The organism is Deltaproteobacteria bacterium (assembly GCA_016235345.1).
Classification (GTDB): Bacteria; Desulfobacterota; Desulfobacteria; order Desulfobacterales; family Desulfatibacillaceae; genus JACRLG01.
On sequence record JACRLG010000034.1, the window covers coordinates 15577 to 33744 of the forward strand.

Consider the following 18168-nt stretch of genomic DNA (forward strand, 5'->3'; position numbering starts at 1 on the left):
ACGGCTGGCGCTTCACCTTCCAGGTGACGGACGATCTCTACATCCTCCGCAATATCGGCACGCATGACGTTTTGGAAAATCCTTGATACCCTGCAGCCAACATCTTTGAGGCATGAATTAAAATGAAAAAAATCATATTGATTATTGTTTTGTTTATGTCAACTTTTGTTTGGGCTGATAGCCCTCCTGATTGGCGAACCAATTATACTATTGAATCCATGAATAAAAAATTTACTGCTGAAATATCTCCTGTGAGAATGGGTGCAAAAGAGAAACCATGGGAATGGAAGTATCAAATTGTTGTTAACGAGACAGGAAAAAAATTACCACAGATTTGGAAAAAAGAGTATTTCCACACTGGTTATAGCGATGGGATGTTATCAAATGATGGAAAATATTTCGTATATATTGAATTTTGGTACTATTCTACAGGAGATTTGATAACCGTATATTCATCTAAATATATTAAAGGCTGGAATGCTTCCGATCTGTCAGTCTCATCATGGTGGCTAACAAAGACAGTTTCTCACAAATTATGGTTGAGTGATGATAATTCGCCGGAATTTATTGAGAAGGATGGAAAAACAATTGGCTTGCGAATATTTACAGTCAAAGGCCAAAGAAAAATCTTCTTCTGATTATATGAAAATGAAAGATATCCCCAAAGTAAGCATTCGTCAAACAGCGCCATCACCGGTAACTGGGGCGGGAAGGCTCACCTCTTCGCCGAACCGGATGAACCGGCCATGCGGGCGCGGGATTTCTGGGCGCTGGCAAGGAGGAAGAAGGTTCCGACAAGGCCTGTGAAGGCTGCGAAAAGCTCGATGAGCCCGATCTGGGCCGCGTCCCGTATGGATTTCTCCAGGGCGGAAATCTCGTTGGCGGACGCGTTGGACGAGGGATTCCAGGTCAGAAAAATAACCTCCCCTGCAACAAAGCCCGCTGTCCACAAAAAAAGCGCGTAAAAAAGATGCCGGCCCGAAAATCCGGGCTGGGCGTTTTTTGCGGCGAGCGCGGTGGAAAAACTTCCCAGCATCCATCCAGCCACCCATAAAAGGATGTCGTACTCACCGGTCTGCCGGGCAAGAAAGGCCCCAAGGCTCCAGCCCAGGGCCACCAGAAGGACGTGGCGGAAGAGGAAGCCGGGGGCTGCGAAGCGAAGGGCGAAGCCGGTGAGAATGCCCGCAGGGATCCAGCCCACGGCAAGGGGTGCTATAAGCTCGCCCTGGGCCATGAAAAATTCCACGCCGCCCGAAAGAATCCATCCCAAAAGGCACAGGCCCACGGTTTTTGCGAAAAGCGCAGCCCGGCTTTCGGCTGAAAGCGGCTTTTCGCAGTAGGCGCAGCGCACCTGCGACAACGAAGCGCCTCGCGCCACGCGCACCTTCTGGCCGCACGAGGGGCAGACCCTGAGCGTAAAGCTCCTCTCCCGCGTGTTGCTGCGCCCGGGACCGTTTGTGGTCCGGCGGGAAGGCCGGGCCGGTATCCTTTCCCTCACGGCTTCTTCTTCCCTGTAATCGGGTACTGGTTCTGCCGCCGCCTCGTTCCGATCCCCAGGTGATTCCCTTTCCAGCTCCGGCCTTGGGACGAATTCCGCCGGACTCTTTTCGGCTTCTCCCTCCAAGGGGGAAAGGGCCTGGGCAACCTCGGCGAAATCGGCGTACCGGTCCTCCGCCTCAAAGGATAGGCAGCGGGAGATAACCGAGCGGATGGATTCCGGCACGTCGGTGCGCGAAAAGGTGACGCCCTGGTCGCGCAGAAGCCTCAAGCGCGCTATGAAGTCCTCCTCCTCGTAGGGAAGAACCCCCTCCCACAAAAAATAGGAAACAAGGCCGAATGAATAGATGATGGCCGGAACCCGGGCGGGCTCGGCTTTCAAAATTGTTTCCGGCGCGGCCCAGTTGGGGGTGAACTGGGCCCTTGCGGTGGAGGAAACCGACGAAAGGCGTTTTAGGCCCCCCAAATCGCCCACCACGAGGTCGCCGGAGCCGGTGAAAAGGAGGTTTGAAGGCTTGAGATCGGTGACCAGGAAGGTTTCCCCGCACTCGGCGGTAAGGCGTTTCAGGACCTGGGCCAAATCCTTCATGAGGCCGATTATCCGGGCCGGGGGCAGGCCCTCGGCTGCGTCCACCACGTAGTCCCGAAGGTTTTTCGGGCAAAGCTCCATCATGATGACCAAGTACCCGCGCGCCTGGGTGGGGGTGACCTCCTTTCCCACCAGGTGGAAGTCATGAATCTTCATGACCCCCATGCCTTCGATTTTTTCGTAGTACTGCTGGACCGCGTGGAAGTCCTGGCTGATCTTGGAATCCATCTCGGTTCCGCTGGGCGCGAGCCGGGAGCGCTCCACCACCAGAGGAACCACCTTCACGGCGCGGGTTTTGAGGCCGTCCTCGATGCGGTAGACCGCGCCGTAGATTCCCTCGCCAAGGGAGCCGGTGACCTTGTAGGTGGGCAGGCACTGTCTTATTATTTCGATCATGGAACCGACTCGATCCGGGCGAGGATCATGCTTGCGTTGTCCTTCATCCCCAAGGCTTTGAGCAGGTTGAAAAGCTTTTCGGCGTTTTTCAGGGGATCGTCCGAGAGCTCCTCGAAAAGGCGGCGATCAGGCAGCATGTCGGAGACGCCGTCCGAGCAGAGCATGTAAACCGCGCCGGGCTCGGCCTTTTCCTCGTAAAAGTAAATAGGCTGGTTTATGTCCCACCTGTCCGCAAAGGTGGGGCCAAGGCCGAAATCCACAAGGTTGCGAAAGGGATGGGCAAATGCCTCGGAGTCGGTTATCAGCTTGTCGTCAACCAGCCTTTGCACGAAGGAATGATCATGGGAAAGCCTGACAAGTCCGTCCGGCCCGAACCTGTAAGCCCTGGAATCCCCGGCGTTCACCACCACCACCCGCGAGCCGTCGCAGGCCAGGGCGCACATTGTTGTGCCGGAATCCGGGTCCACCTGGCCGCTTGCCATGTCCGCCTGAACCGCCCCGAAGGCGTTGCCTATGCCAGGTTGGTCCAGGCCGTCGGCGGCGAACACGCCTTCCAGCTTCTCGCAAACGAAACGGCTGGCGGTCTCGCCCGCCGCGTGCCCGCCCAGGCCGTCGCAGACGCCCAGAACCAGAAGGGGGCCGGAAAAAACATCTCGCATGACTATGTTTTCAGCCTGGAAAACCCGGCCAGCCGCGTAAATGGCGTCCTGCTGGTTGGGCCTTGGGCCGATGTTCATGGAGCAGCAAAGCGAAGCCTTCATACCGGTTCCTTGAGTGGTGAAAATAATGTGGAATCCGAAGGGATTAACAGTCTTATCCCAAACGGGATTTTGGTGAAAGAAAAAAATCGCACAAGGCGCTTTCCATCATGGGCCTTGACCCGGATCATAGGTGCTGATAAGGCATCCTTCGCGCATTTTGCGCCCGGAAGCACCTTCCTTCGGTTTTCAAGGAAAGAGATACTGCATGTTCCGCATTACGAGATTTTTCCTTTTTCGCGTCCTTCCGGTGCTTATAGTAATTCTGACCGCTTACCAGCTATATATTTTCGCGCACATAATCTGGTGGCGGAACCATAATCCCAAGATGACCTCCTTCATGGAAAGCCGCCTGGAAATCCTGCAGAAAAAGGACACGGATTTCGAACTCAGGCACAAGTGGGTGCCTTACAAAGACATTTCCATAAATCTCAAGCGGGCCGTGGTGGCCAGCGAGGACGCCAAGTTCCTGGATCACGAGGGCTTTGACTGGGAGGGGATGCAGGACGCTTTCGAGAGGAACATCAAGAAGGGCCGCATCGTGGCCGGAGGCTCCACCATAAGCCAGCAGCTTTCCAAAAACCTTTTTCTCACAGCCGGAAAGACCCCCTGGCGCAAGCTGGAGGAGGCCGCGATAACGCTGATGCTGGAAGCGGCCCTGCCCAAGCGGAGGATTTTCGAGATTTACCTAAACGTCATCGAATGGGGAAACGGCATTTACGGGGCCGAGGCCGCAGCGAGGCGCTATTACGGCGTAAGCGCCAAAAGGCTGACTGTCTCCCAGGCCGCCCTTTTGGCCTCGATGGTGCCCAACCCCCGCTACTTCGAGAAACACCGCAAGGCGAAAAAACTCCTTCGCAAGGCCAGGATCATTCAGAGGAGGATGCGCTACGCCGACGTACCTTAAAGCCTTTTCAACAGTCTGTTAAAGCCCGCCCCGTCACTTGCCGAACATGCGGGCCAGAAGCGGTATCGCTATCAGGGTTCCCAGCATGGCCCCGGCGTTGGTGAAGGCCACAACCAGAAGGATTCTTGTGACCTTGTTGCGCCAGAAGCCGGAAAAGCTCATTATGTCGTCGGATATGCTTTCCAGGTCCTTCACCTGGGGCTTTCTGACCCAGGCCTCCACGAGCCCTGCAGCCCAGCCCGTGGCCACCGCCGGGTGAATGGTGGCCACCGGGGCCGCCACCACGGCGGTAAGAATGCTTAAAGGGTGCGCCCAGGCCGCAATGGCCCCGATGCCCGCCAATACGCCGGTTACAAGAGCCCAGGCCATGGCCATGTTGAGGCCCGTGTCTTTTCCCATGAAGAAGAACCCGCCCACTATCAGGGCCACTATGGCCCCGGGTATTCCCCAGCCGAGAATCGCCCCCAGCCTTCCCTTGGGCGGCATGACATCCAGCGCCGCAAGGTCGATGGGCTCCTCCCAGTTCTTCGTTATTCCGGGCACGTGGCCCGCCCCCACCACCGCCACTATCTTTTCACCGGGGGCTGTGCGGATTTTTTCTGCGAGGTAAAGATCGCGCTCGTCAATGAGCACCCGCCTAAGGTCCGGCATGATGTCGCCCATCTCCTTCAAGAGAAGCTCCAGGGCGTCCTTTTCCTTCAGGGCCTCGATGTCCTCTGCGGTTATGTCGTCGGCCTCGGAAAGCCCGCCTATGAGCTGAAGCAGGAGCTTGAACTTCGACTTATAGCCTAAAAGCCTCCATGCGCGGGACAGGGTGGTGCGGATTTCCCTGTCAGCAGGAACCACCAGCGCGCCCTGGTTTTCTGCGGTGATCACGGCCCGGAGCATTTCCTCGCCCGCCTTCACGTCCAGGTTTTTCGCTATGCGCTTTTGAAAGGCGGCAAGCAAAAGGTGGCTTAAAAGCAGGAAGACCTTCTTTTCCCGGATCACCTTCACGATGTCCATCTCGCGCCAGGAATCGGGCTTTCTTATGGCGATCATGCGGCTGTCGCAAAGCTCAACGCACACGGTGTCGGGCTTTTCATTAAGGATCACCCTTTCGACGGTTTCTGCGCTTTTCCTGGACACGTGGGCCGTGCCGATGAGGATGATGTCTTTCCCATTGAAAGAAAGGCGATGGATGTCGGCGTCGCCTTTGTCGATGGTATCGATTTCAACGGTGGGTTCGTCTGAGGGTGCGAGTGCTATCTCGGCTTTTTCTTCGGGCATTTCGTTCCGGCCTTTGACGGGTGCGTGTTGGAAGGTCAAGGGGTTTTGGCGGCTTTGGTTTCCCGGCTCAAGTTTTGGCCGGAAAACGATAATGCACGTTACAGGGGGCCTTGGTCAAGGTCAATATGGAGTAATGCCAGGGGCTCATTTCAAAAATTTTTTGCATCCGGCTGCGCCTTCATCCTGGCCGACAACAAGAGCGGGCTTCGACATCCGCGAAAAAAAGGGAGCCTCCCGGTTCCGAACTGTTCAAGGTTCAGGAAGCGGAAGACTCCCCAGTTAACCCAGGACTCTATCCCATCCGCCTATCCGAAAAGGGAACTGATGAAGCAGACGCCGTCACCGCCGTCGTCGTAGGAGGTGTCCAGCCCGGCCGCCAGGGGATCGCTAACTTGGCCGACAGCCAGGTTCGAGTCGAAGGGGCCGTTGTCCTTTATGACGATGGTAACGCTCTTTCTGTCCTTGGATATCTGGGCGCCTTCCTGCCCGGCGGTACTCTTGTATATCATCGCGAAATCCAGCCACTTGCCGTTGTTGAGCTTGAACCAGGAGTAACCCCTTGGCAGGGCCTCGGGCAGGACCACCTTGAATACTGCGGTTCCGAACACGGACGTCAGGTCCACGTCCATAAGCCCGTAGATCATGTTGGAGGGCCTGTCGGTTTGGGGGGTCGCGTAAGGATCGGCGAAATCAAGGTCAGACACGATGCCCTGCATGGAAACGATGCCAAGGGGCTTGCCGGTGTCGGTCATGATGTAGGAAGCATTGGGCTCGTTTATGAAGAGGTCGCCGTAAACCGTGGCGGCAAGCATCCGGTGTGTCTGGGCCGTGGGATGGATGGTGTCCCAGAAGATGTAGCCGCCGGCGTTGTCGAAGGTCTTGCCGGAAAGGAGCGCGGAGTCGTCGGTGTTGGTGAAGCCGTACAGGCCGGGATAGGCCAGGGCCTTGTCAAAGAGCTCGAAGGAGCTTATGGGGTAGATGTTGACCCCCGGATGGGTTGCTGCAAACCCGCCGAGGGCCTGGGCGAGCGCGTCGTTGAAGGCCTGGGACACTGCGCGGCCCTGGGCGGCGCCCTCCGGCGTGCCGTTGTTCCTTGGCGTTGCGCCCAAATCCGGCAGGTCGAAAACGGCAATGTCCGTTGCGCCCATGTTGTCCACAAGCCGGGTCAAACCGGTATAGATGTTGTTGATGGCGTTTCCGATAACTGCGGCGACCTGCTCCTGGGTGGAAAGGTCGGCGCTTAGGAAGTCATTGGCTCCGATCCAGACGGCAACAAGGGTGTTTTGGGGAATCGTGACCTGGGCGGCCATGGCCTGGTTCACCTGGTCCAAAAAGTCCACCACGGGCATCTGTGCCCCTGCGCCGGTCTTCGCTCCGCCGAACGCGTTGTTGAAGAACAGGGAGCCGAAAACCGGCGGCGGGGCCTGCTGAGTAATGAGCTGGGACAGGATGAGATTGTCGGAAAGGCCCATGAGGCCGGCCAGGTCCTCGGACCAGACAGGGCCGTTGGACCACCTGCCCTGCCAGTAGTTCGCGGGATCAGGAGCCTGGCCTTGGGCCAGAAGGAACACGTTGCCGGAGTCCGAAAGACTGTCGCCGTAGACAACGAGGTTGTCGAACCTGGTCGCCGCATCGGCCTGCCCGCCGACAGGGACGAAGCCGGAAATAAGCAGCAGGCCGCAAAGGGCCAAAACCATCAGGAAGCGTTTCATGCTCTCTCCTTTCATGGGGGAAAAGTGCTTTGCGATGGATTAAGGGCTTTGCCGGGAGAACCGTTAGCCTGGCAGAACCCAAGGCATGGCGGTTGAACGGAACGCCTTCAGCATTTGCCGGTCAGGTGATTTGGGCCAAATTCCGTTAAATTATAACGGATTCGGCGGGGGCATGGCAAGTTCCAAACATTGCCGAATCCAAGTATTGTCCACTCAAGACAATTGGCTGCCCATCTTCACCCAAAGCCTGAACCAAATTCCTTCCACAGGTGAAAAATCTTCCGCCGTTAATTTATCATTCGATTTCATTCAGAGGGCTCATCCTGTATTATGGAATAAAAAAGACCTGTTTTAAGGCCGATAAACCGGCGAGGAGCGCTTCGGGCGAAACATTCCACGCCGGTTTATTTTAAGCCCTCAGGGCCGCGCCTTTTTTTATGGCGGCCATGTAGTCGGCTCCGCGCGAAATGGCGGAGAGATTGAGCTCCAGAAGCCAGGGGTTCTTCTTTTCCAGCATCTGGTGCAGGTGCTCTTCAACGGTCTTGCGTTCCACGCAGCGGGTCATCTCGATAAGAGCGCCCAGGCCCACCATGTTGGAGACCTTGGTGTCGCCCACTTCCTCGGCTATGCGGGTGAAGGGGGCGTTTACAAGGGTGACGCCCTCAGGCACCGGAATTTCCGTGCAGAGACTGGAATTGGAAAGGATGTTCGAGCCTGATATGCACTGGGGCGCGAATTTTTCCAGGGACGGCTGATTGAGGGCCACCAGGGCGTCTATGCGGGTGAAGATGGGGCTTCCGATGGGCTTGTCGGAGACGATCACCATGACGTTTGCGGTGCCGCCGCGCATTTCCGGGCCGTAGGAGGGAAGCCAGGTAACGTGATTTCCCTCGGCCATTGCAGCCTCGGCCACGAGCTTTCCTATCAGAAGCGCCCCCTGGCCGCCGAAACCGGCGCATAATATTCTGATTCTCATGATCACTTCTTCTCCGGCGTGGGTGTGTCCTCGACTCCCCGGTCCCTGTAAACGCCAAGCGGGAACACGGGAAGCATGCTTTCCCTGGCCCAGACCCTGCTTTTGAGCGGGTCCATGCCCCAGTTGGTGGGGCAGGTGGAAATCATTTCAACCAGGGTGAAGCCGCGCCCCTCGGCGTTGTACTTGAGAGCCTTCTTCACGGCCTTCTTGGCCTTTATGATTTCCTTGGGCGACAGAAGGCTTACGCGCTCTATGTAATAGGTCATCTTGAGGCTTGAAAGAAGCTCGCACACCCTTATGGGATAGCCGGTGTCCTCCACGTCGCGCCCGTAGGGGGCCGTGGTGGCCTTCATGCCCGGAAGGGTGGTGGGGGCCATCTGGCCGCCGGTCATGCCGTAAATTGCGTTGTTGACGAAAAAGACCGCGATTTTCTCGTTGCGGTTGGCGGCGTGGACGATTTCCGCCATGCCGATGGCCGCAAGGTCGCCGTCGCCCTGGTAGGTGAAGACCACGCAGTCGGGCCGGGCGCGCTTGATGCCGGTGGCCATGGCGGGCGCGCGACCGTGGGGCGACTGGATCATGTCGCAGGAGAAAAAGTTGTACGCGAAAACCGCGCAGCCAACCGGCGCTATGCCTATGGTGCGGTCGGTTATGCCAAGCTCGTCCATGGATTCGGCGATGATGCGGTGGGCCACGCCGTGCAGGCAGCCGGGGCAGTACGTCAGCCGGGTTTTTGTGAGCCCTTCCGGGCGTTTGGCTATAACTCTCATTGGAAGCGCTCCCGCAGGATTTTTATGGTCTCGACCGGGGTGAAGACAACGCCACCGGCCTTTCCGACGTGTTCGACCGGGCAGGCCCCGTTCACGGCCAGGCGGACGTCCTCCACCATCTGGCCCATGTTGAGCTCCACGGTGACGACCTTTTTGACGCCCCTTGCCGCCGCCGCGATGGCGTCGTAGGGAAAGGGCCACAAGGAGATGGGCCGCACGAGGCCGATTTCGATGCCCTGGTCCTTCAACTCGTCAATGGCGCTTTTGACCACCCTGGCCGCAGTGCCCGTGGCCACCGCCAGCATGGTGGGATTGGCGTCCACGTTGTACATCTCGTAGCGGACCTCGTTTTGCTTTATCACGTCATAGACCTCGAAGAGCTTCTCGGTTTTTTCCTTCAGCTCGTAGGGGTCTATGAAAAGGGAGTTAATGATGTGATTCGGGCGGCTGTTGCCGGTCCGGCAGCCAAGGGCCCACTCGGAGCTGTCCGCCGCGATTCCGGGCTCGTCCTCGAAAACAACCGGCTCCATCATCTGACCCAGCATTCCGTCCGCGAAGATGAGAACCGGGGTGCGATATTTTTCGGCGATGCGGAAGGCTTCGCTTGCCATGTCCGCGAATTCCTGCACGGATGACGGCGCAAGAACAGGCGTGTAGTAATCGCCGTGGCCGCCGCCCCGTGTGGACTGGAAGTAGTCGCTCTGCATGGGGGCGATGTTCCCCAGGCCGGGGCCCCCGCGCTGGACGTTCACAATAACGGCCGGAAGGCGGCTGGCCGCCATGTAGGAAATGCCCTCCTGCTTGAGGCTGATTCCGGGGGACGAGGAGCTGGTCATTACCCGTACTCCGCAGGCTGCGGCGCCGAACACCATGTTGATGGCCGCCACTTCGCTTTCGGCCTGGAGGAAACAGCCGCCCACCTGGGGCATCCTTTTCGCCATGTACTCGATAAGCTCGCTCTGGGGCGTGATGGGATACGCGAAATAATGGCGGCATCCTGCGCGTATGGCCGCCTCGGCCACCGCCTCGTTGCCCTTCATCAGGATTTTTTCGCCCATGAAATTTCTCCTTGCGCTCTTTCCATCCGGTTTATCGCCCTGGAGTGAGTCCCGAAGGCGGTTACCGGAGATCATTTTTCTATGGTGATGGCCCCGTCCGGGCAGGTCACGTAGCAAAGGGTGCAGGCGTTGCACTCCTCCGGGCTCTTGCAAAACACCGGATGGTAGCCCTGCTCGTTCAGATGCGGGGCATACTCCAGTATCTTCATGGGGCAGGCGTCTATGCACAGCCCGCATCCCTTGCAGTAGTATTCGTCAACAGTCATCTTGGCCATAATATTCTCCTGTCAGCTTTCCCGGCCTTACACGGCCTTTTTAAACCGGGTTTTCACCCGCATGTAACTTTTTTTATAGCCCCGGTTAAAAAATCTCCCAGGGCTTTTTCATGAATTTTTTGAGGATGAAAATCTCCCTGCCCACGGCCTTGGCGTCAACGCGGTTTTCATGGCCCTCCAGAATGCAGACCCGGTTGAACAGGAGGTCTCTGGCCAGGGCGATTTCCTGGGCCGCCGCCACGCCTTCCATGATGATGTTCTGATCGGTCTCGTCCATGAGATGGCTGTTGGACACGATTTCGGTGAAGGCGAGCTGGGAAAGGTGCTGGATGTCATCCATCTGCGCCATTGCGCCTTCGGCGTCCCGGCTTCCGGGCCTGCGGGTGTTGTTGACCAGAATCATTGAATACTGGCGGACGGAGATTTCACCGCAGTAGCGCCCAAGCACCCGCGCTCCCATCTTGTCGCCTCCCACGTCCAGAATGACCGTGCGGTCCCTCATTGTGAGAGCGCCGCCGATCTTTGGGGAAAGCATGGGAACATCGGCCTTTGCGAACTGGCCTTCGGGGGCGATGACGGATATTCCGCGCCGGGCGAAAAGGTCCCGCACGTCCCTTGTGCGAAAGTAAGGGTTCACGACGTCCATGTCCACCAGGACGCAGTCTTCCCCTGCCTCCCTGGTGCGGGCGGCGAGATTGATGGCGAACTCGGTTTTCCCCGACCCGTAGGCTCCCGACACTATTATGAGCGGAGCATCCAACTTTATACCCTTCCAAGGACGTCCAAAAACCGAGCGCACGCTCGTTTTTTACGCCGCTCATTTGGCCAGCGTAAATTTTTACAATAGTTTCACCGCAAATTTTGTCAAGAATTTTGTGGATCGGATGGGGTGCGATGATTTTCTCGCGTCACCAACACTTCGGTTCCCTATAAGGGTGGCGGACGGGGCCTTTTAGTCCGCCGCGCCCCGTGATTTCGCAAGAAGGGTCTTCAAGTTGTCCATGGTGTGAAAAACGAAGCCGGAGAAGGCCTTGTTGGCCAGGGAGGGCGGAATGGAGCCTTCGGGCATGATCCTCGATTCGTAAACTGCCCTGGTTTTTTTCGCCCCCGCCCTTTCCAGTATCCATAGCTGCCTTGAATCGGTTATGCGCAGATGTCGCCTGGGACAAGGCACTTCCGGGGCATTTGCCGCAACCGCTTCAATGACCGCGCGGTCGCCCGAAAGCCTTGCTGAGACGTCGTAGACCGCGTCACGGTTCCAGAAAGGCCAGGGGATGCGAAACCTGTAATACACCCGTCGCCGGGCCTTTCCTTCCCGGCTCAATGTGCGGGCCTCCAGGCAGCTTGCGAACCAGCCCGTGGCCTTGGGTACATCCTCGAAAACCGCGAGAATGCTTTCGAGGGTTGCGTCGATTTCACATTCCCCCCTGAAACTTTCGATTTCGCTTCCGGGAATTTTTTTCGCATGAACTTGAACGCCCCGGCCTTGTCTGGTAAGAATCCAGGCCTCGTCGGCAAAAATCGGGGCAGAGGAGGCCGCAAAAACAAGGGTGGCCAAAAAAAGCCATATCGCAGCAACCGTTCCGCGCCAAAGGGGGCTTCCATGAAGAGAATCGAAAAATCCCGGAAATCCCTTTTCGCCTCCTGCTGGCTTTTTCTGGCAGGGCTTTGCATGACCGGGCATTTTTGTTACGTTGCCTGGCGAACCTTTGCCGCAGGCACTTTCGGCGAAATTTTGTGGATCACCCACATCTTCACCGCAATCGGCGGAATCGGGGCCTTGGCCAAAAACCGGAAACTCGTGTCTGCGGCCCTGGTTGCGCTTTTTCTGAACCACGCCTTCTGGACAGCCGACGCCGTGGCCTGGGCCTTTACGGGAAATTTCCCCTTCGGCTTCGCCTCCTACCTTTTGGGCCAGGACGCGTGGGCCTTTCTCCAGTCCGCCAACCATCTTTTCGACCTTCCGCTTCTTTTTGTTTCGGCGCTTTTGCTAAAAGGCGTGGAAAGGCGCTCGTGGATTTGGTCCGGCTCGATTTCGGCGATCTTAGTAATCGCAAGCCGAATTCTGGTTTCCCGTGAACTCAACGTCAACTGCGCCTATGCCCCCTGGCCGGGCATGGACAGGCTTTATCCCGCCTTCGTGCTCGGTTTTGAAGGCGCGGCCCACGTGGCCGTGGTCATAATCGTCACCGTTTTTTTCAATCACCTGCCGGTGAATTTTTGCCTTTTTCGCCTTTTCGAGGCCATAAACCGGAAAAAAGCCGCAGATAAACCACAAGTGCCCCGATAAAAACAGCCTCGGTCAGCTCCTCCCACACCTCGAACCAGACAGGGGTTTCCCTGAAAACTCCGAAAAGCATGAACCTGAAAAAGGAAAAGCCCATGGCTCCAGTACCCGCCGCAAACAGGGCCTGGGCCAGTTCCATATCCCTGTTTTTCCATATAACAACGGATGCCGCGATGAAAAATCCGAAGGCCAGAACCGGGCAGTATCTGATTTCAAAAAGCTGGTATAGGGCCGGATGAGAGTAATTGTAGAAAACGCCCCAGATTTCGGAATTCAGGGAAACCATCCAAAGCCTGCCGAAAAGCGGTATCAGGGAGCACAGGGCAAGGGCGAATCCAAGGAAGATAAAGGCGTTCAAAAGGCCGCACCCGGGGTTTCCGGCGCCGCTGCACGAGCCGCACAGGGGGCGCAGGGCGCATGGGCTTCCGGGCCGTTCGTAGCGCAGAAGGTGCAATTTTACTCCCTTCGACGCGGCGTAAGCGAAAAATCCGAAGCAGAAAAGCATTCCCGTTATGTGGATGTATTCCAGAAAGTGGGAGTCGTGATCGGCGAAAAAGGTGTAGTTGGCGGCGCAGCCGTTTTCCCCCACGAAAAAGGCAGCCATGGCCCATCCCAGGAGCCGGTGGGTTTCATTCTTCGTCCGAAAAAAAATAATGCCCAGGATGAGGGCAAAGAGCGTGTACAGAGGCTTTACCCCGTAGCCGGTGAACACCTGCATGTTCTGGGGAAAGGCTCCGAGCGGAAGGCTCGGCGGAGAAGCGGGTTTTCCGCATGGGCCGAGAAAACCAAGCGGCTGGGAAAGGCCCTTTCTGCCTGCCGCCGGGATCACGGCCGCCATGCCGTCCCTCACGTTATGGGCGTCGAAGCCCTTCCGAATCAGAATCCGCACGGCGGGCGCGCTCAAAAGCCCGGACTCGCACAGAACCAGGATTTTCTTTCCACGAAACCCGGAAAAATCCTTTTCCGCGAATTTTTCATCATAGGGCATGTTGACGGAAGGAATCAGGCGGAAGGAATCGTAATCAGCGCAGCTCCTTATATCCAGAAGCGCCACCCGGTCAGCCGCCCCTGCAAGAAGTTCCAGGGCGGTTTTGGCTTTAACCACGGGAACCCGGAAGAAAAAAAAGTTCCAGACAAGGGGAATCGCGGCCAGCACGCAAAAAATCGCCCACAGGATTTTCATCCGCCTTTTTGACATGGCTTTCCCCCGGAGAATTTCGAGCGGAAATCTTTGGCCAGTTAAGGAAGAAAACCCTTTAAGCGCCGCTGGCCGACGCCCGCCGAATCATGCCCATTGCATCGTTGACAAGTATCCCGCTTGACCTTACTCTGCACCTTAAGAGGTTCCGTTGCAACATTTTCCGGGCGGTGTCATGAAAAAGCGCACAAAGCGAATCCTTTTCGGCCTTTCCTTGTTCCTGCTCATGGCCGCAGGAGGTTCAGCCGCCTTCCTGGCTTACCTTTACAACAATCCCTCAGGCATTCTGCCCCTCGTGCTCGAAAGGTTTCAGGATGAAACCGGGCTTTTGCTTTCAGCCGACACCTTTCTTCTGGACAAGCCCGGCCCTCACCGGTTCCGGCTTACCGGCCACAGGGTGCGGGTGGCTGACCGCCTTGGCATGTCCACGGTGCTTTCAGCGGAAAACCTTTCGGTGATCTGCGACCTCTCACGCCTTCTCCGGGGCGTGGTGGTGGTGGAAACCGTGCGCCTTTCCGGGCTTTCCGCACAGGTGACCGTAAAGGAAGACGGAAGGATGAGCCTTGGCGGATGGGTCCTTCCAAAAAAGAAAGCCGGACGAAGGGAAAAGCCCTCCATAAGGGTGGCCGATCTGGACATAGCCCAAAGCTCCCTTAATTTTGACCTGCCCAAAAAGTGGGGCGCGGGCCGGGTGTCGGTGGCGAATTTCTTCGCGCGAGCAACGCCGGAGCCCGGTGGAGGCGCGTTTAAGGCGGGCGGGCTGGTGGGCCGGGCCGGTAAAACCGGAAAAATAGCCGCATCGGGAAAAAAGAAGGCGGGAGCCTGGAGCTTTCACGTGACCGGGGAAAATCTTCCCGCCGACGGATTCACAATTCCCGCCGCCGGAAAAAGCGTTCCGGCCATGCCTGTTTTCGCGTCGCTAAACCTTGACGGAAACCTTGTGCTGACTGACAAGGGCGCGGTTTCGGCAAAGGCCCTCGTTCGGATCAGGGACGCCTTTGCGAAAAATCACAAGGTTCCGGGCGGGCGCATCGTGATGTCCGACTTGTCGGGTATAGCAAGCCTTGCATCGAACCCTGACTCCGGCCTGGTAGCCAATTTCACGGTAAAAAACCTGGCCCTTGCCTTTTCGCGGTTCACCGGGCTTCTTTCCTATAAAAAGGGCGGGCATGACCCGGCCCTTTTCTCGATGAATATAAATGCCGGGGATTTTTTGTGGGACGATTTCAAGCCCTGGCTGGCGGGTTTTCTGGTTCCGAGCACGGGCCTGTTTCTGAAAACCAACATCACAGACGCCCTGTGCCGGAACGTCAAACTCAGGCTCGACTGGAACGAAAAACCGCCCAAGGGCGAGGATCACGTGAAGCTTTCGGTGACCACATCCGCCGAAAACCTTTCCATGACCTTCGACAACCAAAAGATCACCAAGGCCACCGATGTTTCAGCCAACGTCAGCCTGGATACCATGGGGCTTACGGCCGACATCCTTTCCGCCGCAGGAATCGGCTGCAAGGTTTCAAAAGGTACGGTTGACATAGTTTACGGGCTGCCGAAAAAAACACCTCTTTCCTTTTCGTTAAAGGGCCGGGTGGACACGGGGGCGGGCTGGCCCTGGATGAGGGACGCCATCGGCGGAGAAGGCTTCGTCAGCCGCCTCGGCCTATCGGGAATCGCGGACGCGGAAGTCTTCTGGAGCTGGTCCGACATAGCGACCTCAGGAACCGACACCTTTCTTATAAAGGCCCTTACCGGAAACATGTCGGCCAGATTCAATCAGCCAGGGCATCCGCTCGATTTCAAAAGGGTGCGCGGCCATCTTACGGTAAGCCCGGAATCCGTGGTTTTCGACGGTCTTACGGCCTTTTACGGCCCGGTTTCGGTAAGGCTTGCAGGCGACGTGGCCATAACCGACCAGGGGGCTTTTTCCCTTACAGCAAACCTTGGCCGCCTGGAGAGCCTGCTTCCGGCCTTTGACCAGCCCGGCCACCCCTTGGCCGGATGGCGGCCCAGGTCGCTTTCGGGGCTGTGCACGGTGGAGAGAAAAAAATCCGAAACATCTCCCGCCGATATTTCGGCCAGCCTCTCCACCCGCGACGAGGCGGGGAGGGTTTTTTCTGCAAGGGCCCGGTTCTCGCAAAAGTCCTGGGAGATAAGCCAGCTATCCGGCAGGGTCGGAGGATTTTCCATATCCGGGAGCGCCGGGATACCGAAGGGCGACCTTCTTATAAAAAGCGCGCCGAAAGCCGGGCGGATTCCCTACAGCTTAAGCCTTTCCTGGAAGAACGGCAGGGCGAGGTCCGAGCTTTCAGGCCCTGAAATTCTGCTGGATGACTTCATCACCCCCCTGCTTCCAAGGGCCACGAGCGAGGTCCTGGCTTGGATAGCGGCCCAGCCCTCAAGCAAAAAAACGCTTGGGCCGCCCTTTAGACAGGTGGATTTTTCCGCGTTCACGCCCAAGCTCAGGCTCACCCGCGACATGATCGGTCCTGCAAGGGCCACCGGAAGCATTGATCTGGGTGAAACTGGCGGGGTGATCGTCAACAGGCTCAACTTAAACGGACGCACCGCAAGGCTCAGCTATCTTGATCATCCCGACAGAAGCTCCCTTTCCATCAACCTGGATAAGGAAAACTGGGCCGACCTTCTGGCAGTGGCCCGGCAGGCCCTTTCCCCCGCCGAGACCAGGAGGCCGTCATCCCGTCCCAGGCCCTTCGACCTTTCCATAAAGGTGGCAAGCCTCGCCATTCCCGGCCAAAAAGCCGAACCCCTTTCGGCCAGGATCGTCATCACAAGGCCCCTGGGGCGAATGAACGCCAGCGGGCATGTCATTTTGGGGGACCGCACCATTTCGGCCACCGCAGCAGAAACCCCCGAGGGCCTCTCCTCCACGGTTTCCGCCGACCGCATGGAGGCGGCCCTGGCAGGCGCCATGCTGGATGCCGTAAAATCGGACGGTAAGGGCCTTACGGCCAGGGCGGCCCCCCTGCCCTTTTCGCGAGTGGAGCTTTCGGTGGAAGCGGGCAGATTCATATTTTCCGACAGCCTCGCCTCCGCTCTTTCCGCGACTTTTTCCGCCGGATTTTCAAGGGTTCGGGGCGGAACAAAAACTGAAATCGCGGTGAAAAGACTCTCAATTTTCGACATGGAGGCCAAAGGGGCGCTCAGCCTTGGACCGGGGATGAGGCGGGTCAACGCGGCTTTTTCCCGCCTGGACCTGGGAAGGGCGAAGTCGGTGGCCACGGCCATTGCGGGGCTCTTTCCCGCAGGAAGCCCCGGCGCCGAAGCGCCGCCTTTGGAGTTTTCCATAAGCGCGCCAAGGGCCACGGTTCCCGGAAAGGGCTCAATGCCGCTTGTTCTTGCCGGAAAGCTATCGTCCGGTCGGGATTCAACAGACCTGGACCTAATGAAGGCCGGGCTTGGGCCGTCCCGGGGGGCGGGCAGGCTTACCTGGGGAAAGGCCGGGTGGAAGGTTGACGCTTTTTTCGGGTTCCTGGACATGGAGGTCTTGAAGGCGGCCTTTGGCCTGTCCGCGAAAAAGGCCCAGGCCAGGCCAACTCAACCGGTGAAAAAAAAGACCCAGGCTAAACCTGCCGGAACCCGCATCGCCTTTCCCCTGCCCATACCGGACAAGGCAGTGGAAGCCTCGGTTAAGGTGGGCCGACTGGACCTCGGCAGGCGGGGCGTGATTTCCTCGGTGACGGTCAATGGTTCCAGCACCCCGGAAAAGGTGATGCTTTCCGAAATTTCCTGGAAAAAAAAGGGGGAGGAGGCTTTCCGCCTGGCCGGGGTCCTGACAAGGCGTTCCGAGAAGCTATGGCAGGGTGAGATATCGGTGAATTTTTCCGACATGGGCGCAACCGCCGGGGTTTTCTTTCCGCTCAAAGACCCGAAGGACGAAAAATTCCCGGTGGAGGGAGGCCGGACCCACGGGACCGTGAAGGCCGATCTGGTTCCGGCCCCGGACGGCCTGTGGATTCCCAGGGGCCGCCTGTCCTTCGTGTCCAGGGAAGGCCGCATCAACAAGGGCGGCCCCCTGGTTTTCGTGATGGGCGCGCTCTCCCCCTTCAATTACGCAAGGGCCCTGGCGGGAAAAAAATCCGAGCTTTCGGGCGGCGTGGTGTTCGATAAGATGGAAGCTGCGGCGGATTTCAACGGGGGGACGGTGACCCTTTCCAAATTCAGCTTCGAAAGCCCCTCGCTGCGCTACGTGGCCACCGGGGATTTGAACATCGAGACCAACCGCCAGAACCTTTCCGTGTGCGTGCAGCCTTTCAGCATCGTGAACCGGATCATAGCCTTCACCCCCGGCTTGAACTTTCTGCTCCAGAACAAGGATGGGGCCATAATCCAGAGCTGCTTCACCGTTACCGGCGACATGGCCGACCCCAAGGTTACCCCGGTTCCCCAGAGCATGATTCCCACCCGCCTGGGTGACCTCTTCAACCGCTGAACAGGGGTAACGGGCCTTTCCGTCGA

Annotated in this window: 15 protein-coding genes; 4 read left to right on the top strand and 11 right to left on the bottom strand. The window is 57.7% G+C overall.

Annotated features, from left to right (window positions below):
* Positions 1-122: 122 nt before the first annotated feature.
* Positions 123-638 carry a hypothetical protein gene (locus HZB23_16210; protein ID MBI5846203.1) on the top strand — a complete coding sequence of 172 codons (516 nt, stop codon included), beginning with the start codon at positions 123-125 and terminating at the stop codon, positions 636-638.
* Between the two features lie 77 nt (positions 639-715).
* Here the strand turns inward: HZB23_16210 and HZB23_16215 are convergent, their stop codons facing one another.
* Both HZB23_16215 and HZB23_16220 read right to left on the bottom strand, forming a co-directional pair.
* Positions 716-2482, bottom strand: a complete 1767-nt coding sequence (locus HZB23_16215; GenBank protein ID MBI5846204.1) for a protein kinase — start codon at positions 2480-2482, stop codon at positions 716-718.
* The gene (locus HZB23_16220; GenBank protein MBI5846205.1) at positions 2479-3243 is read right to left on the bottom strand and encodes a serine/threonine-protein phosphatase; all 765 of its coding nucleotides are present in this window, start codon (positions 3241-3243) and stop codon (positions 2479-2481) included. Before HZB23_16220 ends, HZB23_16215 begins: the two co-directional genes overlap by 4 nt.
* A 205-nt stretch (positions 3244-3448) precedes the next feature.
* On the opposite strand from HZB23_16220, the gene mtgA reads away from it, so the two are divergent.
* On the top strand, positions 3449-4147 hold the full coding sequence (gene mtgA / locus HZB23_16225; protein MBI5846206.1) for a monofunctional biosynthetic peptidoglycan transglycosylase: 699 nt from the start codon (positions 3449-3451) through the stop codon (positions 4145-4147).
* Positions 4148-4180: 33 nt separating this feature from the next.
* Here the strand turns inward: mtgA and HZB23_16230 are convergent, their stop codons facing one another.
* The 8 genes from HZB23_16230 to HZB23_16265 all read right to left on the bottom strand — a co-directional run bounded on the left by HZB23_16230 (position 4181) and on the right by HZB23_16265 (position 11765).
* Positions 4181-5416 carry a TraB/GumN family protein gene (locus HZB23_16230; GenBank protein ID MBI5846207.1) on the bottom strand — a complete coding sequence of 412 codons (1236 nt, stop codon included), beginning with the start codon at positions 5414-5416 and terminating at the stop codon, positions 4181-4183.
* 305 nt (positions 5417-5721) lie between these two features.
* Positions 5722-7128 (bottom strand): SGNH/GDSL hydrolase family protein, encoded by a 1407-nt coding sequence (locus HZB23_16235; protein ID MBI5846208.1) that lies wholly within the window; start codon positions 7126-7128, stop codon positions 5722-5724.
* A 409-nt stretch (positions 7129-7537) separates the two neighbouring features.
* Positions 7538-8107 (bottom strand): 2-oxoacid:acceptor oxidoreductase family protein, encoded by a 570-nt coding sequence (locus HZB23_16240; protein MBI5846209.1) that lies wholly within the window; start codon positions 8105-8107, stop codon positions 7538-7540.
* Positions 8107-8874: a 2-oxoglutarate oxidoreductase gene (locus tag HZB23_16245; protein ID MBI5846210.1), complete on the bottom strand. Its 768-nt coding sequence runs from the start codon at positions 8872-8874 to the stop codon at positions 8107-8109. The genes HZB23_16240 and HZB23_16245 overlap by 1 nt, the downstream gene beginning before the upstream one ends.
* Complete coding sequence (locus tag HZB23_16250) at positions 8871-9932, bottom strand: 3-methyl-2-oxobutanoate dehydrogenase subunit VorB (GenBank protein ID MBI5846211.1); 1062 nt, start codon at positions 9930-9932, stop codon at positions 8871-8873. Before HZB23_16250 ends, HZB23_16245 begins: the two co-directional genes overlap by 4 nt.
* A 71-nt stretch (positions 9933-10003) precedes the next feature.
* Entirely contained in the window at positions 10004-10207 is a 204-nt protein-coding gene (locus tag HZB23_16255; GenBank protein MBI5846212.1) for a ferredoxin family protein, read from the bottom strand.
* A gap of 85 nt (positions 10208-10292) precedes the next feature.
* Positions 10293-10967, bottom strand: a complete 675-nt coding sequence (locus tag HZB23_16260; GenBank protein ID MBI5846213.1) for a hypothetical protein — start codon at positions 10965-10967, stop codon at positions 10293-10295.
* A 192-nt stretch (positions 10968-11159) separates the two neighbouring features.
* Positions 11160-11765, bottom strand: a complete 606-nt coding sequence (locus tag HZB23_16265) for a hypothetical protein (protein ID MBI5846214.1) — start codon at positions 11763-11765, stop codon at positions 11160-11162.
* Positions 11766-11810: 45 nt separating this feature from the next.
* Here HZB23_16265 and HZB23_16270 point away from each other — a divergent pair, with 45 nt between their 5' ends.
* A complete protein-coding gene (locus tag HZB23_16270; GenBank protein MBI5846215.1) occupies positions 11811-12497 on the top strand; it encodes a hypothetical protein in 687 nt (228 codons plus the stop codon).
* On the opposite strand, the gene HZB23_16275 is transcribed toward HZB23_16270, so the two are convergent.
* On the bottom strand, positions 12406-13692 hold the full coding sequence (locus HZB23_16275; GenBank protein MBI5846216.1) for a rhodanese-like domain-containing protein: 1287 nt from the start codon (positions 13690-13692) through the stop codon (positions 12406-12408). The genes HZB23_16270 and HZB23_16275 overlap by 92 nt on opposite strands.
* A 175-nt stretch (positions 13693-13867) precedes the next feature.
* Here HZB23_16275 and HZB23_16280 point away from each other — a divergent pair, with 175 nt between their 5' ends.
* The gene (locus HZB23_16280) at positions 13868-18142 is read left to right on the top strand and encodes a hypothetical protein (GenBank protein ID MBI5846217.1); all 4275 of its coding nucleotides are present in this window, start codon (positions 13868-13870) and stop codon (positions 18140-18142) included.
* Positions 18143-18168: the final 26 nt, after the last annotated feature.

Coding starts and splice junctions, on each gene's coding strand:
- HZB23_16270 (MBI5846215.1), top strand. CDS start 11,811: ATGAAGAGAATCGAAAAATCCCGGAAATCCCTTTTCGCCTCCTGCTGG.
- HZB23_16210 (MBI5846203.1), top strand. CDS start 123: ATGAAAAAAATCATATTGATTATTGTTTTGTTTATGTCAACTTTTGTT.
- HZB23_16280 (MBI5846217.1), top strand. CDS start 13,868: ATGAAAAAGCGCACAAAGCGAATCCTTTTCGGCCTTTCCTTGTTCCTG.
- HZB23_16255 (MBI5846212.1), bottom strand. CDS start 10,207: ATGGCCAAGATGACTGTTGACGAATACTACTGCAAGGGATGCGGGCTG.
- HZB23_16230 (MBI5846207.1), bottom strand. CDS start 5,416: ATGCCCGAAGAAAAAGCCGAGATAGCACTCGCACCCTCAGACGAACCC.
- HZB23_16275 (MBI5846216.1), bottom strand. CDS start 13,692: ATGTCAAAAAGGCGGATGAAAATCCTGTGGGCGATTTTTTGCGTGCTG.
- HZB23_16235 (MBI5846208.1), bottom strand. CDS start 7,128: ATGAAACGCTTCCTGATGGTTTTGGCCCTTTGCGGCCTGCTGCTTATT.
- HZB23_16250 (MBI5846211.1), bottom strand. CDS start 9,932: ATGGGCGAAAAAATCCTGATGAAGGGCAACGAGGCGGTGGCCGAGGCG.
- HZB23_16215 (MBI5846204.1), bottom strand. CDS start 2,482: ATGATCGAAATAATAAGACAGTGCCTGCCCACCTACAAGGTCACCGGC.
- HZB23_16220 (MBI5846205.1), bottom strand. CDS start 3,243: ATGAAGGCTTCGCTTTGCTGCTCCATGAACATCGGCCCAAGGCCCAAC.
- HZB23_16245 (MBI5846210.1), bottom strand. CDS start 8,874: ATGAGAGTTATAGCCAAACGCCCGGAAGGGCTCACAAAAACCCGGCTG.
- mtgA (MBI5846206.1), top strand. CDS start 3,449: ATGTTCCGCATTACGAGATTTTTCCTTTTTCGCGTCCTTCCGGTGCTT.